This window comes from Bradyrhizobium sp. 45, from assembly GCF_023073155.1.
GTDB classification, from domain to species: domain Bacteria; phylum Pseudomonadota; class Alphaproteobacteria; order Rhizobiales; family Xanthobacteraceae; genus Bradyrhizobium; species Bradyrhizobium canariense_D.
Window position 1 is genome coordinate 127,041 of the sequence record NZ_JADPIX010000138.1, and the last position, 14,045, is coordinate 141,085.

The following is a 14,045-nucleotide window of genomic DNA, read 5'->3' on the forward strand; positions in this document are numbered from 1 at the left end:
TGAATCGCATGAGGTTATGGTGTTTCGGCAATGCTGCTGGCTCAGGTAAGGGTGGAGGTGTGGCGCATTCAAAGACGCGCCTGCTCAGATTGACGACGCCGCTTGCTGGTGCTGTGACCCTGCTACTTGCCGGGATAGTCGTGACAGACGCGGCCGACTGCCCACGGCAGGATGTGCTCGGCACCTCCCGCGTCCTCGAGGTCGACGCAAAGGCCCACGCGCGCGTTGGATTGAACAGCTTTCGGGAAACGCTCCCTTTGGCTGACCATGAGGTCGTCCTCACCTTTGACGACGGGCCGCGGCCGCCGAGCACGCAAAAGGTACTGGCGGCGCTCGCCAAGGAATGCGTACGGGCCACGTTCTTTCTGGTCGGCAAGTCCTCCGCGAAGTCTCCAGAGCTCGTTCGCCGAATTGCTGCCGAGGGCCACACCATCGCACACCACAGCTGGTCGCATACGATGATGTCGAAGATGACCTTCGAACAGGCCAAGAAGGATATTGATCGTGGAATTGCCGCCGATGAGACGGCGCTCAAGGGCGCCTCCGCCCAAAGCCCGCCATCGCGCTTTTTCCGGTTTCCGTATTTCGACTCGAGCCCAGCGATGCTCGAATTCTTGCGTTCGCGCGGGATGGTCGTGTTTGGAGCTGACCTTTCGGCGGGCGACTGGGAGAACCTAACCCCAGAACAAGAACTAAAGACAGTTACCGAGCGGCTGGAGGTCGCAAGCAAGGGCATCATTCTCCTGCACGATGCCCAGGCCCGAACGGCCGCAATGATGCCGGCGTTCTTGCGCTATCTGCACGAGAATGGCTATCGCATCGTGCATCTGGTGCCGGCTGGCCCGATCGAGAGCAACGCTGAAGTCACCCCAGCGGCAAGCCGCAGCAGTTCGCGGAAATGACAGCGGGTAGATTGGGTCAATCTAACCAACTGGTTCTCACGGTGCGCCCGGGTCCAGATCGATGCCATGGCACGGCCGTATCGCCCACTAGCGGCGCTATCTTCTTGGCGAGATCGGTCCCTTTTCAGGAGGGATTCCGATCCAACCGTTGCCGCCGCCGTCGGCGATATCGGCCTTATCCGATCCGGAGATTCTCGGCTGATACTTTGCCGGAACCACCAGCCTTGGCCTCGAAGCTGATCCGAGCGCCTTCTGCCAAGCCGGTGTATCCGGCCTTTTCAACGGCGCTGATGTGCACAAAGACGTCGGGGCCGCCGTCATCCGGCTTGATGAAACCGTAGCCCTTGGTCGTGTTGAACCACTTTACAGTACCGATCGTCACCGTCACTTCTCCTAAATGAACACATGCCATCTAGCGAAAACTCGCACCTGCATCAAGATATCCAGGAGGAGACAGTTGCTCGGAACCGGGCACGCAGAATGGTCGAACCAGCGAGAGGTTCGCGAGCTGAGAGAACCCCGTCTCGCCGCTATGCGGCGAATGTCCCGGCCCCCCAAGACCCGCTGGGGCGTGGTTGCAGTGAGCGCGACTACAGCGAACTTCTTCTAGCGACAAAAGGACAGCGGGCTTCGCTTGTACGTGGGCGAGCGCAGCCGCAGCTAGCGCCGCAGTCGTGGATCGCAGCCCAGCGGAGAAACTGCCAGTCAAAGTGACAGGCCCCGTTTGCGGCCCCAGGACCAATCGACATTGCCTGGACCTGCGATCCCGCTCACCTGTTTGCCCAGTTCCCGCTCTAGTGAAGGAGCCCAAGGCACGAGCTGAAAGCCGAGCCCATTATCAATCATGGCAAAGCGCCCCGAGGCGAGGGAAAGCCGCTGTCGGTATGTCCCCGAAACCTGTTCACCTGATCGAGCAGGCAGATGCGTAAGCCCCGTCTCCTCCGCGAGGCGCCGGCCGGCGCGATCGAGCTCGCGACTTCGCAAGGTCTCGATCAGATTGCGGCCAAGCCGCACCTTGTCGCCGTGCCGCTGTGCAAGCCCGTACTCTGCCAGCACATCAATCCGCTGTTCCAGGGCTGCCCGGACCTCTGCGCCAAAACCGGCGCGCGAGAACTCAGCAGGCTCGCGCGCCACAAGCTGCCGGTCGAGCCATGTGGCACCTTCCGCGGTGACCTGCTTTTCGAGGACGAGTTCCGATCTTACCGCGAGTGCGATGCGTGTCCGTCCCCTCGCATCCTCAAAGCGGCGGAGCTCCACGACGCCTCCAATCGGCCCGTCGCCAGCCGCCTCGATATCGGGGAGTTTGAGGTGATGGACGCGCCCGTCTATGCCGTCGACAATGGCAAAGGCATTGCCCCTCAATTCGTCGTCGTGTCCGCGGGCGACGAGACGGCCAATGATCGGTTGACCGTGATGCTCGCCTTCGAGCGCAAAGGAGGACGGTGAGCGTGCGATACCATCCTTGGCAATCGCCTTGTGCAGCCGCTTGATGATGTCGCCGCGCTCGCCAAGCGCTCTCAGGCGTGGCTCGGCGTCTTCGGCCAAGACCCAGCGAGCGGGCCCTGCCGGCTCTGCCACACCCAGGCGCTCCAGCATCCGCATCCGCCCGATCCGAATGTCTCGTAACGGGTCCCGGGCACCATCCCGTTCCGGCCTTAAATCGATGACCCCATCGGCCAATGCCGCTTGCCGCGCGAGCACCCGGTCGAGCCTGGTCCAGCGCTCGGCGCTCACCTCGGCTTCCAGCGCTTCGCGGATCTGGAGCTCGGATCGGGGACCCAATTCGCGGGTGACGAGATCGCCGGCTCGGGCCCGCAAGCCGTTTGCGATGTAGTCGCGACTGATGACGAGGTCTTTTCCATCATCGGCGCGGCCGCGCACGAGAATATGAATGTGCGGGTGTTCCGTATTCCAGTGATCGACCGCGACCCATTCGAGGCGCGTTCCAAGGTCGCGTGAGGCCTGATCCATGAGCTCACGGGTGAAGCTGCGCAGGCTGGTGAGCTCGCCTGCATCATCGGGCGAAACGATGAAGCGGAAATGATGCCGGTCACCCTCGCAGCGTTCGGCGAAGCCGCGGCCGTCTGCTTCATCTCCGAGAGCATCAAAGAGCTTGCTTGGCGCCCCGTCCCGGGTGACGCCGTCACGCTGCAGATAACCAAGATGGGCCCGCAGCGCCCCGGGCGTGCGCATTTGGCGAACCACCCGCGCCTTGACCATGGCGCCGCGAGACCGGTTGCTGAGCAGTCTGGACGCTGCAAGGCTCGCGGCCCGCCCACGTCCGAAGTTTGTTCCACGACGATAGCCGCGTGACAGACCGCCGGCCTTCTGCGCGGCTCTGAGGGCCTGCGCCAGAAACGGCTTTGCCCCCGGCGCTCGCGTAGAGCGAATGCGGCCAGGGCGGATTCGGAAGTCGTCCTTACCGGCCATGGTTTGCCGGCAGAGTGCAAAAAGCTGAGCCGCGGCTGCAATTTGGCAAAACTGAAAATGTGCGCTCAAGATTCGCAAGTTGCATTGGATGATTGAAACTAAAGCCAGATTTCTCACAACCGACCGGCCGCACCTTGCGGCTTTTATCCTGCCATCCCCGGTCCGCTCCTTCCGCCCGCGTCCTCATCACTCTCCAAAATGCGAGAACTTGCGATGGCATGCGAGGAGATGCGATTATCGTCATTGAGACTTCGATTCGTCCGATCGCGGCACGAACAGACCACTCGCATGGGGCACAAGTCCAGTTGTGTTGGGGGTCAGCGTGTCTTTCGATGAAGGCGTTTCATGCAGAGCGGATACCGAGCTCCGTTCGCTCGACCAGGGATGAAATCGCGGAACAAACGGCGCGGCCTGCTTCCAATCTGTGCTGGGAACGGGGACCGAAGTATCGCGCCAGCGCTGTATGATGCCGGTCAATGGCTCGAGTTTGTTCAGGTAGGCCAGGGTTTCTTCAGGCAGCGCGCGCCCCGTCGTCAGATGCTTCGCGTAGCGCTGGGGGCCTGCGTTGTAGGCGGCGAGAAATCCGTCCGAGCCGAACCGGTCCAGCATCTCTCGCAGGTAGGCGGCCCCTGCGAAAATGTTGTCATGGGGGTCAAAGGGGTCGATGCCTAGATTGTAGCGGGCGCTCAGGTCGACCCACGTCCCTGGCATGATCTGCATCAAGCCCAGGGCACCTCGAGATGACACGGCCTGCGCTTTGCCACTGCTTTCGACCTGGATCACGGCACATACCAATTGCACGGGAACTGCAAACCGGCGGGACGCCTCGGCAATGAAGGCCGCATATGGGACGAATTTGCCAAGGCACGTTGAGGGCGGAGCAGGCGCCTGCAATTCGGATTGGGCTCGACAGCTCGACGGCAATTCGACAGCTGCCAAAGCTGCCAGGAATGCCGCGATGATACGGAAGGATGGACGGCATGCCCGCATCGCCTCGAGCGCAACCTGGGAGCAGTCAGCGTGCGGCCTTTGCAGCTGATCATCATCTGCGCGCCCGCATCTGCTGACGAGCTTGGCCGGAAAGGAGCAAAGGGATTGTGGTCCGCGGGAGCATGATGAAGCTGCAACCCGATGAAGCGAGGCAAGCATGGTCATTCCTCCTTCGTCCACACTGGCAAAGCTTGGCCGATGACGGCGGAGGCCGCGATCGGCCCGAAATAGCGGCCGTCAAAAGAGTCGGCGGATTGCCAGTTCATCAGAAAGATTTGATTGTCCAGCAGGACGCGGCATCCCTGCCAGGCGGGCAAAGGCCGCCCACGGCCATCACGCTCGCGGGCCTCGCCCATCTCGATGCCGTCGACGAGGATAGTGAGTTCTCGTCTGCAGACGGTGTGCCCAGGGAGCGCCAAGACCCGCTTGAGCATGGGAATGCCGAGCGGCAGATAGCCGTTCAAATCAAGGAAGGACGCAAGCGGGTCAGGCGGGCGAACGGCTACGAGCGAGGTGACACGGAGACGCTCCACCGCCTGCAAGCGGTAAAGACCGATCGGCACGCTGTGCGAAGCGTTCCAAACATACCATGGCGCTGTGCCCCGGTCGGCGGAGAGCGCAAGAGCCGTGCCCCCGCACATTGCAAGAATTGTTATGAGCTGGCCCATCAGAGTGTCACCCTTTGGCGCCGGAGCCACGCCTGGTGGCGCGCACGGGTGTAGCTTCGCGGAGTCTCATTCACCGAAAGGCGGTTGTGCGCGTGGTGCCAGTAGTCGGGCGCCGCGTCGGCGGGATCGATGCCGAGTGCTTCCACCGCCTCGATCAGTTGCAGGACACGTTCGACCTTCGGCCAACCGGACAATCTCAGCAGGCTCTCGCCGCCCGGACTGATCCAAGGCACGGTCGAGTAGCGCTGCCCTGGCGCGGACGCGCGCAGAATATCGATGCGTGACAGTACGGTTCCGAAGTCATTGGAGCTCCAGCGTACGAACGCAAAAATGCTCCCAGGCGCAAATGAAAGAACACGCCGGTGATGGCCGATGATCGTTTCCGATATAGGCCGGCCGAACCGAATGCGGTTTTCGATGCGTTTCTCGAGCCACAGGAGCTCAACCGTCGTGAGATCATTCATATTGAAATTCCATATCGCAAGACGGCGGGCGCGGTGCTGAGACGTGGCGATCTGAAATCCAGGACGAGGAGGCGTGATAGGCAGACGACAAGTGGGGCAAAGCACGACTGCTTCGCGCTCACGGCCGCGTCAGACCGCCAAGCGAGCCTGAAGACGAGACAACGCTCCTGCAGGTCCAGGACTGCGAAGGCCCATTTCCACGAACCAAGACGCAGCTCAGCCGCTCTCGTGCGGAGGTTGGCGTACGTGGGCTCACTGGACAGCCAGGACCGGCTCTGCAGGGACGTGGACTGGGGGTCCGTTAGAAGGAATCCGAAGGATTCCTGGTTAGGAAAGTTAGAGGAAGCGGAAGCTCCTCTGTGGCAACGGCTTTTCCGCGATAGCGGTCCCTGATCGCACGCGTTTTCGGTCCCGGATGGCACGGTGGCGCTGGTCCCTGATAGCACGGCGGGATTCACAGGTTTTCCCCCGAGCTGGAGATAAGCCCGCGCTTGCGCAGCCGGTGGGTAAGCGGGTCGACCGCAGTGGGAGCGAAGTTCAGCCGTTCCGTCCCATTTGGGTCGTGCGAGATGACCAGTTCATATCCCGGCAATCTCTGCTGTCGAACGATCTGGCGCAGGTCGTATGCGAAGTGCTTGAGTGGCGATAGGCAGCCCGATTTGGCGTGGAGGTGCACAAGATCAAAGCTCCAGCCGCCCTTTTGGCGACCGCCGTGCTTGCGCACGAGGCGATAAAGCCAGCGCTCCAGTCCACCAGTCAGATCGAAATATGCGCGGTCGATCGTCAGCACGAGCGCTTCGTTCAGAACACCCGTGTAGAACCAGTCTGGCAGGATCAGCTCGAGCCCGCGGGCGCGGCCGTGCATATCCGCGGTCTCTTTCCATTCATTGATCCACGAGAACCGATGCTGCCGGCGCTCCGTCGGCTGGCGAATGGATGTCATCACGGTGGTCGATTGCAAGCGGTCGAGCGCAGCCTTGAGGCGATCGTAGTCGCGCACGCTTGTGCCGCGTCCAACGAAAGTCAGGATCTCGTAAGGGGTGGCGGCCATCAACCGCGATGTCTTCAAACCTGCATCACGCGCCTGGATAATTTGCGAGGCGGCCCAGATCAGCACGTCCGCATCCCAGATGGTCGCCATGCCATGTTCCGGCACGGCTTCGACACGGATTTTGATTGTCCCGGCCCCGAAATCGATGGGAACGGTCCGCTTTGACTTCGCCAGCGAAAAGAACGGATAAGCCATTAGGTCTTGCGCGTCGCGCGGCGCGAGATCACCGGGAAGAGCGCGAAACAGATCGAGCTGATCCCGTTCTGAGTTGCGCCGCCAGCGCGCAAAGGAGTTGCTGTCCGGCATGGGTCAGCGCCGCTCCTTGCCTGCGTAGGCGATGGGCGCGTGCCGCTTGGCGGGCAAGACCGTGCCAACCCCGGGATCGCTGGTCGACGTTTTGGCGCCGCGGTCCACCCATGCTTTCAGGTCTTCGAGCGCGTAGACGACGCGGCCGCCTAGCTTGCGGTAGGTCGGACCTGTGCCATAGGTGCGATGCTTTTCGAGGGTGCGGCCGGAGAGGCCAAGAAAGCGTGCCGCTTCTGGTGTGCGAAGATAGCGCTGCGGCGTGCCGGCGTTCGGGTCGGGCATCGGATCGCTCCCGTGATGTCATGGAGCGCGACGGAGTTTGATCGCGCGTCGACGGACATCATGGAGGAGCGAACGCACGTGAGGGGATGCCGAACATTGTTAGGACGATTTCGGCACCCCTCCTTTTGGTTTCGCGTTGCGATCGGCAAAAGAGGACTGCAGGCTTTGGTAGTCAGCAATCGGCCGACGATTCTGCTGCGCAGCCAGGGACGTCTCAGCTGTTGGGCGTGGTGCGGGAAAGTTCGACGCGCTCCGATGCGCCGCAGGCGATCGGCACGCATGAGGCGTAAGATCCGACCGCGGGCCGCCCGCCGGTGCAGTCAGCGGGAGGGCGAGAGGCGCCAAACCTGACCTGGTTGCATCAGTTGTACGCTATCCAGATCTATTTCTTGCGGGATCTCGATCGAAACAATGCACGGTAGCCGGTACGCACGATGAAGCGACCGGCTTTGACCAGGCGAATGGTACGGCTGCGCAGGTCGTGGGTCTTCCAGCCGCGGTCGATGAGCCGCCTTTTGCCGAACATCACCTCGGCGATCGTTCGATAGGATGCGCCATCCTCATGCCCATCCCGCGCTCGCAGAGCCAGGCCGAGCCTTTTCCGCTGCTGGGCCGAAAGCCGATGAAAGGCAGGTCCCGGCGGGCGGCCGTTCAGCGCTCGCCATAAGCGATGTGCGGCGTGGGCGCGCGCGACGAAATTCTCGTCAAGCGGCAATTCGGTGGCATATCCGGTACCGAGGTGCGGGGCCTCTCTGAGCCATAATCGATGCTGCGCGCCCTGGACCAGCAAGAGGGCATGCCAGCCGTCCGGTGCTTGCCTCATGGTGGCCGACGTAAGGTCAGCAAGCGGAAGTACTACGTCCGAACCTTGAGAGCCGGACGCGCTCCGAACGATCGGCACCACCGTTGGCATCGCCTCGGGCGCCCAGAAGATGGTCTGCTCGTAGAAAGACCCTTGCGGGTCATGGGTGAAAGCAGCGCCAAATACGCGAATGCTTCCTATCCTGCGGATGGACATCCGCAAGCTTTTTGGAGCAAACACGCGTCGATTTCGGTTAGACCTGCGCCTGACCCAAGAGGCGGTGGCAGAGCGCATGGGTGTCGACCGCGCGTTCATCAATGGAGAGAGGGTTGCAAAACGTGACCCTGCTTACGATCTGGCAAGTCTCGCAGGCTCTGGAAGTTCGACCCGCCCAACTGGTCGAGGAGAAGGCGAGCAAAATTCGTGCGTGATTGTGCGCTCGACCGCATCTACTCCGGGCTGAACTCTCCAAGCGCGATTGACTCGATAGCCGGTCAATAAGGGCTGTGGGAGTGCCAAGTTGCCGTGGAAGCGATCACCAAGTGATGCTCAAGAAGATCCATGATGGTCGGAGAGAATTGACTTCTCAACTCGGATGGCCAAATCCTGCTATCTACCTGCGCCACCGCGCAACCAGATGACGGTAGCCGTGATCTGCCAGCCATCTAGCGCGCCTCAAATAGCTCTCGAATGCAGTTTGCGCCCGCATCGATTCTCGGTCCGGATCAAATGTGCAGCACGATTCGGGCCACTTCCTTCCAGTCGGCGCCATCTGCCGCGGCGTCGAGAAGGCGCCAGTACGTCACCAGATGCTCCTCATCATAGGATGTGAGCGCTGGATCTGTGGGGGCGCAGGCGGCGACATGCGGCTCAAGGGGCGGTGTTTGCATGGTAAATCTCGCAAGAATGACAATAGACGTGCGCAGGCACGGTTCCTCAGTTCAATGTGAAGAAGCAACTTGCGCCGATGGATATGCGCAAGTTGGTGGGTCGGAATTTTTTAAAACTGCGGAAGCAGAAAGGCTTCACGCAGGAGAAATTCTCAGAGGCGTCCGGCTTCACGCAACAATATATCAGCGGATTGGAACAAGGTCGGCGCAATCCCACCGTGGTGACGCTGTTCGAACTCGCAACCACACTGGGTGTTAGCCACGTGAATCTTGTCTTACCGGACCAGGAGTTCTCCAGGAGCTTCCTAAAGCACCGAAGAGGAAAAAAGATTGACCAGTAGAGCATCGTACCGCGGCGAGACGTTCCCCTGCCGCCTGCAAGAAGCCTCGCACGAGCGGTTCGACGAGGTTTTTGTTCGAGCTCTGCTTGCCGGTTTTATGCGGTCGGACCTAAGGAGGGTGTAGCCTCCTGCCCTTACAATCCATCCGGCAATGCTCAAGCGTGAGTGAAGGGCTTCAAGATGATGGTCAAAACGGGACCGCGTAGACGCCGAACTTGCCATTCCGATTGTGCCTCCGCCCGATTAGACGCCCGATGCAAGGTCAGCAAAGCGTTAGCGCTGCAGCGGTGACTTATGAGGTTGAGGCGCTCGGTCCCCGGGCTCCGCAAAGCCCCTCGCTGCCCCAAGAGCAAGCTGTCTACGATACCGGCATTGACCAGACCAAAATAGATATCGGTACCCACGAGAGGTGATGTGAGAACCGCTCCAATGGAACAGCAGCGTGATCATCTTGCCGCCTTAGGCTGGAAAAGAAGCCCCGCCCGATCAACTCAGGCGGGGCTTTGGACCGAGCCTCACTCCCCGTTCTTGCGCGGGCGCGACCACAGGAGCGTGTAGCCCTCTCCGCCTTCGTCATCGAACAGGTTCGCGTAGATCGGCGCGTTGAACGACGGGTCGTCAAGCTTGAGCGAGAGGTAATCGCGGCCCTCCTCGGAGCGCTTGGACCAGGCTGCCCCGATCTCCGCCCGGCCCACATAGATGCGGTGGCTGGGAGCGTTATCGTTGGAGCGGTTGGTCTCGGCGACGATGCGGACGCCCCTGGCCTGCAAACTCAGGGTGACGATCTCGCCCTGGAAATCGTTGCCGACTTTCTTGAAAGAACCGATGTTAGCCATGTCACTTCTCCTGTTGTGTTTCGAGCCCGCGACCACCGCGGCCTCGATGGCGATCTAAAGGCCGAAGACGATCGGCGACGCACCCGCTAGCAGGCCGGAGCGCAGCGGAGGACGCCGTTGGAGCGACTTTCTTGTCTCGCGAGGAATGGGCGCAAGCCCAGGGGAAGAAAGTCGCATCAACGGCGTTGCGGCTCAGACGATCGAGGCGCAGCCGCTCTTGGGCCAGATCGAGCCATCAAGGAGGCCACGTGCGTCCGCGCGCTGAACCGCAATCCTAAGGAGATGAGTGGCAAATTTCGGTTGTTCTGAGCAACAGGTCGGGACGGGCCGGCGCAGAAGGAGAAACAATCTGCCGCAAAGGGCGGTATCGTCTCCCGCAGGAATGATCGAGCGCGGTGCGCCCCACGCAGCTATGCGAGCCAGACAGAGATTGGTGGGCCTTGCATAAAGGCTTCAAAGGGAGACGCGGTTGCCTTTCGCTCGAGCTCGACGCCGTCTCGTTCAACCTGGTCTCTGTGCGAGCTTGCTCGACCTGATGACGACGCAGCCTCATCGCTCGAGCGTGGCGGCTGGAAGAATTGGTCGAGGTGTATTCTCCACCACCCCGGCCGAGTGAGACGGTGGGGGGCCTCGCGAAGCGGTCAAACGCGCCCATGCCGTGCCGCCGATGCAAAGCGCACCTACGCAAGCGAAGGCCTCCCGCCAGCTCGGCGAACGCACCCCGATCTGGGACAGGGCAAACACCACATGGTAGCCGGCGATTGCCGCGGGACCGCGAAGACGGTTGCGACCGGGACGCGCAAGGTCAAGGACCGATTAACCGCGAGAGTGAGCTGACCAGCGGCAAGCGTCAGCGCGCCAGAAGCAATTCCGATAAGCAGTGCGCCGAAGAGGCCCGCGCCATCGCGAAAATGCCGATATTCCGACACTGAGCGCGACGAAAAACGGCAAGGCATAGACCGCCAGCGCAAGGATCAGCCAGCAGAACAAACCGATGCCGAGCGTGTTGAGGGCAAGCCCAAGGGCGAGCATGGCGGTGGCTCCAATGCATAGACGTATTGGTCGCGCCTCCACCACCACCGCGGCGCGGCTTCGGACCTAAAATCGAAACGAGGCGGAGTTGCGGCGTGCAACGCCACCTTGGCGTCTTCGACGGCGCTCATGCGCCGCCGAACTTCCAAACGGGAATACCGAGCCGCTTCGCCTTGTCAGCGAGATTGTCCTGAATTCCCGTGCCCGGGAAATGCATGACGCCGATCGGCAGGAGTTCGAGCACGGCGTCGTTGCGCTTGAACGGCGCCGACTTGGCGTGTTTCGTCCAGTCCGGCTTGAAAGCGATCTGTGGGACCTTGCGATTGGTCGCCCATTTGGAGGCGATCAGTTCGGCGCCCTTGGGAGAGCCGCCATGCAGGAGGACCATGTCCGGGTGCTTGGCATGAACCTTGTCGAGGCGATCCCAGATGAGGTTGTGGTCATTGAAGTCGAGCCCGCCGGTGAGTGCGATTTTCGGCCCGGGTGGCAACAAGACCTCGCTTTCGGCGCGGCGTTTGGCGGCAATGAAGTCGCGGGAGTCGATCATCGCTGCGGTGAACGTGCGGTGGTTGACCAATGATCCCGATCGCGGGCGCCAGGATGCGCCGGTGTTGACCTCAAATTGTTCGATGGCCTGGTCACGGAAGAGTTCCAGGCAGTTGCGGCGTTCGATCAGCGTGACGCCTTCGGCGGTCAGGCGCTCGAGTTCGACCGATCGCACCTCGGACCCGTTCTGCTCGCGTTGGCTCTTGTGCTGCGCTTGTTCGTTGTTATCGAGCTGCCTTTCGACGCGCTCGACGGCACGATGGAACAGGTTGACGGTCGACCAGAGCAGATCGTCAAGGTCCGGCTCAAGCCGGGTGTCGCTCAAGGTCGCGACCAGGGCGTCGAAGATATCGGCGACGGCGCCGCCAACCATCTTGCCCTCTGGGAGTGGTCTTGGATCGGGCTGGTCGTCGAAGGGGTGATAGCCGAAGAGCTGGAGTTCGGTGATGACTTGGTCGGTCGGAGAAGAGTTGTGCAGCGGTTCGACGTCGTCATGGTCGGTCATGGGAAGAGGTCCTTTGCCGGATCGGCCGCGACTATCGCCGCCTTCGTGGCGATCCTCTGACGGCGGCCGAAGCGTGCCAGAACCCGAAAGGGCCGAAGCGGCAGCGGAGGATGGCGGAGGCCGGCTATTTTGCTTCGCGATGCAAAGCGCGCGGCGAACCCAATGATGTGTCTTCACATCACTGGCGCGCGGCGGAAAATAGCCGGCCGTAGCCATTGCCGGCGCGCTCCGCCTGCCGTCCGATCGCTCTCTAGAAGGCCGAGGTCGCGTCCTCTTCCGGTATTGGCCTCGCCTATGACTGGCCGATCGACGTCGATCAAGGACCGGAAGCTATTCCGCGGGTACAGTCGAGGGATGCAGGAAGCGAACGACGTCCTCTGGCACGAGCTGGAGCTGCAACGCTGCTTGGAGAGCATGGACACCGAAGACATGCAGATCTTCGTTGAAGTCGCCCAGCCGGGGCGACAGCGTGACCGCTTCAATGCCGGCGTCCGCTGCGCGCTGGCTGAGGGTCGCCTGCACCGCATCGCCAGCGGCATCGACATCGCGGGCGATGTAGAGCCGGCGCAGCCCGGTCGGAAGAACCATGGCGGAGAGATGATTGGCCGAGAGCGCAGCCAGCATTGGCATGATCGGCAACACGTAACGTAGCGACAGCATGGTTTCGATTCCCTCGCCGGCAGCGAGCACGTCGTCCACCACGCCGAAGCGAACCGCGTTCCCCAGGAGATCGCCCATCGCGCGTCGCGGCGTATCGATCGGAGCTTTGCCCAGCCGAATGCGATCAAAGCCGTCAGGGTCGAGCCAGGTGCGATGCACGCCAGTGATCCTGCCTTCGAGATCCGTGACGCAGGCGATCATCGCCGGCCAGGTCTCGGCTGGCAGGTGTTCGTCGGGCCGATAATAGCAGCGCGGATGGAAACGCAGGCTGCCACCATGGTGCAGGTGGGCGATCCCGCGACGCTGCAAATATGTCTCGGCCAGCGTCCCCTCGATCGGTTGCGATCTCATAAAGAGTCGTCTTGCCGCGTCTTGCGATCCGGCCGGTCCTAAGGGACGAACGGGTTTCGGGACGAGTTCCGGTTCAGTACGAGCCAGCCTCAGAAAGCGCCTCGCCTCCTCTGCGACCTCCCGGAAATCGCGCAAGCCGCAGGTTTCACGGATGACGTCGAGGAGATCGCCATGTTCCCCGGTTGCGGCGTCAGTCCATTTTCCGGCGGAGCCTTTCCGTGAGTCCTGGAGCCGCACGAACAGTGAGCGCCCTGGGGCGTTGTGGACATCGCCGACCAGCCAGTACCGCCCCTCCCTCTTTCCATTGGAGAGATAGTGTCGGCACACCGCCTCGGCCTCGCGCGCGAGGCGGCGTGCTAACTCGCAAGGCTTGCTGAACATCAGGCGGCCTCCCGCTCACTGATGCGCGTGATCGGATAGGGGTCGAGCACTTTCGACAGGACCTCCACACCGCTCGCAACCGTACGCACGAACAACCGCCCGCACGTTGAGACTTTGCAGGAGCGTACGCTGCGCGATACTTTCGGCGAGTTGCTCGATGGAAATGCCCGCCGTCACATGCCGGACGTTGGACTGGCTCAGCACCAGCTTGTTGAACGGAATATCACGCGAGGGCGACAAGGTGATCTTTTCGACAGCCTTCGTCATGTCGATTCTCCACGACGGGCGGCCGAGAGCCTCTCTCTCGACCTCCAACCCATCGCGGAAAACGACCCGCCCTCTCACTCTCGTGCCCGCGGTGACCCGGTGGAGTCTCACGCCGCTTCCTGGTCCGCTTTTTCCGCCTTCATGTCGGCAGCGGGTGCTGGCAAGAATCCAAGGAGATAGTCCGCGACCTTGCTGGCCTGTGAAGCGGCCCGGACAATTGCACGATTGTCCTCGCGCAGTACGTCAAGTAATCAGCAGCAGATCATAATGTGAAGGAGCACCACGTTTCCGGTGTTATGCTGGGATAGTGCGCGATCTCCTCCACATTATTGCCTTGCCGC

13 protein-coding genes and 3 pseudogenes are annotated in these 14,045 nt (G+C 61.7%); 2 read left to right on the forward strand and 14 right to left on the reverse strand.

Features of this window, described 5'->3' with window-relative positions:
• The first annotated feature begins 113 nt into the window (after positions 1 to 113).
• Positions 114 to 902, forward strand: coding sequence for a polysaccharide deacetylase family protein (locus IVB42_RS32320; RefSeq protein WP_247300063.1), 789 nt, complete (start codon positions 114 to 116; stop codon positions 900 to 902).
• 175 nt (positions 903 to 1,077) lie between these two features.
• On the opposite strand, the gene IVB42_RS32325 is transcribed toward IVB42_RS32320, so the two are convergent.
• The 9 genes and pseudogenes from IVB42_RS32325 to IVB42_RS32365 all read right to left on the reverse strand — a co-directional run bounded on the left by IVB42_RS32325 (position 1,078) and on the right by IVB42_RS32365 (position 8,785).
• Entirely contained in the window at positions 1,078 to 1,284 is a 207-nt protein-coding gene (locus IVB42_RS32325; protein WP_026233366.1) for a cold-shock protein, read from the reverse strand.
• Positions 1,285 to 1,607: 323 nt separating this feature from the next.
• Entirely contained in the window at positions 1,608 to 3,332 is a 1,725-nt protein-coding gene (locus IVB42_RS32330) for a DUF3363 domain-containing protein (RefSeq protein WP_247299928.1), read from the reverse strand.
• A 240-nt stretch (positions 3,333 to 3,572) separates the two neighbouring features.
• Positions 3,573 to 4,487 carry a lytic transglycosylase domain-containing protein gene (locus tag IVB42_RS32335; protein WP_247367885.1) on the reverse strand — a complete coding sequence of 305 codons (915 nt, stop codon included), beginning with the start codon at positions 4,485 to 4,487 and terminating at the stop codon, positions 3,573 to 3,575.
• Positions 4,484 to 4,990 carry a S26 family signal peptidase gene (locus IVB42_RS32340; protein ID WP_247367878.1) on the reverse strand — a complete coding sequence of 169 codons (507 nt, stop codon included), beginning with the start codon at positions 4,988 to 4,990 and terminating at the stop codon, positions 4,484 to 4,486. Before IVB42_RS32340 ends, IVB42_RS32335 begins: the two co-directional genes overlap by 4 nt.
• Positions 4,990 to 5,454, reverse strand: coding sequence for a DUF2840 domain-containing protein (locus IVB42_RS32345; RefSeq protein ID WP_247367877.1), 465 nt, complete (start codon positions 5,452 to 5,454; stop codon positions 4,990 to 4,992). Before IVB42_RS32345 ends, IVB42_RS32340 begins: the two co-directional genes overlap by 1 nt.
• A gap of 454 nt (positions 5,455 to 5,908) precedes the next feature.
• Positions 5,909 to 6,811 (reverse strand): replication initiator protein A, encoded by a 903-nt coding sequence (locus IVB42_RS32350; protein ID WP_018457390.1) that lies wholly within the window; start codon positions 6,809 to 6,811, stop codon positions 5,909 to 5,911.
• A gap of 3 nt (positions 6,812 to 6,814) precedes the next feature.
• Positions 6,815 to 7,093: a helix-turn-helix domain-containing protein gene (locus IVB42_RS32355; protein ID WP_018457391.1), complete on the reverse strand. Its 279-nt coding sequence runs from the start codon at positions 7,091 to 7,093 to the stop codon at positions 6,815 to 6,817.
• Positions 7,094 to 7,475: 382 nt separating this feature from the next.
• Positions 7,476 to 8,111: a DUF2285 domain-containing protein gene (locus tag IVB42_RS32360; protein WP_345946707.1), complete on the reverse strand. Its 636-nt coding sequence runs from the start codon at positions 8,109 to 8,111 to the stop codon at positions 7,476 to 7,478.
• A 397-nt stretch (positions 8,112 to 8,508) separates the two neighbouring features.
• Positions 8,509 to 8,785, reverse strand: a pseudogene (locus tag IVB42_RS32365) (DUF2285 domain-containing protein).
• Between the two features lie 77 nt (positions 8,786 to 8,862).
• On the opposite strand from IVB42_RS32365, the gene IVB42_RS32370 reads away from it, so the two are divergent.
• Complete coding sequence (locus IVB42_RS32370) at positions 8,863 to 9,126, forward strand: helix-turn-helix transcriptional regulator (RefSeq protein ID WP_247338177.1); 264 nt, start codon at positions 8,863 to 8,865, stop codon at positions 9,124 to 9,126.
• Between the two features lie 515 nt (positions 9,127 to 9,641).
• Here the strand turns inward: IVB42_RS32370 and IVB42_RS32375 are convergent.
• The 5 genes and pseudogenes from IVB42_RS32375 to IVB42_RS32400 all read right to left on the reverse strand — a co-directional run.
• Positions 9,642 to 9,962: a DUF736 domain-containing protein gene (locus IVB42_RS32375; RefSeq protein ID WP_018458991.1), complete on the reverse strand. Its 321-nt coding sequence runs from the start codon at positions 9,960 to 9,962 to the stop codon at positions 9,642 to 9,644.
• 1,159 nt (positions 9,963 to 11,121) lie between these two features.
• Positions 11,122 to 12,045, reverse strand: a complete 924-nt coding sequence (locus tag IVB42_RS32385; RefSeq protein WP_247471829.1) for a DUF2493 domain-containing protein — start codon at positions 12,043 to 12,045, stop codon at positions 11,122 to 11,124.
• A gap of 330 nt (positions 12,046 to 12,375) precedes the next feature.
• A complete protein-coding gene (locus IVB42_RS32390; protein ID WP_247299923.1) occupies positions 12,376 to 13,437 on the reverse strand; it encodes a toprim domain-containing protein in 1,062 nt (353 codons plus the stop codon).
• 90 nt (positions 13,438 to 13,527) lie between these two features.
• Positions 13,528 to 13,704 (reverse strand): annotated as a pseudogene (locus IVB42_RS32395) (DNA-binding protein); the annotation flags it as partial.
• Between the two features lie 107 nt (positions 13,705 to 13,811).
• Positions 13,812 to 13,952, reverse strand: a pseudogene (locus IVB42_RS32400) (antirestriction protein ArdC); the annotation flags it as partial.
• Positions 13,953 to 14,045: the final 93 nt, after the last annotated feature.

Bases quoted from the DNA above. Each gene is read 5' to 3' on its own strand.
- IVB42_RS32330 (WP_247299928.1), bottom strand. From the start codon at position 3,332: ATGGCCGGTAAGGACGACTTCCGAATCCGCCCTGGCCGCATTCGCTCT.
- IVB42_RS32335 (WP_247367885.1), bottom strand. From the start codon at position 4,487: ATGACCATGCTTGCCTCGCTTCATCGGGTTGCAGCTTCATCATGCTCC.
- IVB42_RS32340 (WP_247367878.1), bottom strand. From the start codon at position 4,990: ATGGGCCAGCTCATAACAATTCTTGCAATGTGCGGGGGCACGGCTCTT.
- IVB42_RS32345 (WP_247367877.1), bottom strand. From the start codon at position 5,454: ATGAATGATCTCACGACGGTTGAGCTCCTGTGGCTCGAGAAACGCATC.
- IVB42_RS32350 (WP_018457390.1), bottom strand. From the start codon at position 6,811: ATGCCGGACAGCAACTCCTTTGCGCGCTGGCGGCGCAACTCAGAACGG.
- IVB42_RS32355 (WP_018457391.1), bottom strand. From the start codon at position 7,093: ATGCCCGACCCGAACGCCGGCACGCCGCAGCGCTATCTTCGCACACCA.
- IVB42_RS32360 (WP_345946707.1), bottom strand. From the start codon at position 8,111: ATGTCCATCCGCAGGATAGGAAGCATTCGCGTATTTGGCGCTGCTTTC.
- IVB42_RS32370 (WP_247338177.1), top strand. From the start codon at position 8,863: ATGGATATGCGCAAGTTGGTGGGTCGGAATTTTTTAAAACTGCGGAAG.
- IVB42_RS32375 (WP_018458991.1), bottom strand. From the start codon at position 9,962: ATGGCTAACATCGGTTCTTTCAAGAAAGTCGGCAACGATTTCCAGGGC.
- IVB42_RS32385 (WP_247471829.1), bottom strand. From the start codon at position 12,045: ATGACCGACCATGACGACGTCGAACCGCTGCACAACTCTTCTCCGACC.
- IVB42_RS32390 (WP_247299923.1), bottom strand. From the start codon at position 13,437: ATGTTCAGCAAGCCTTGCGAGTTAGCACGCCGCCTCGCGCGCGAGGCC.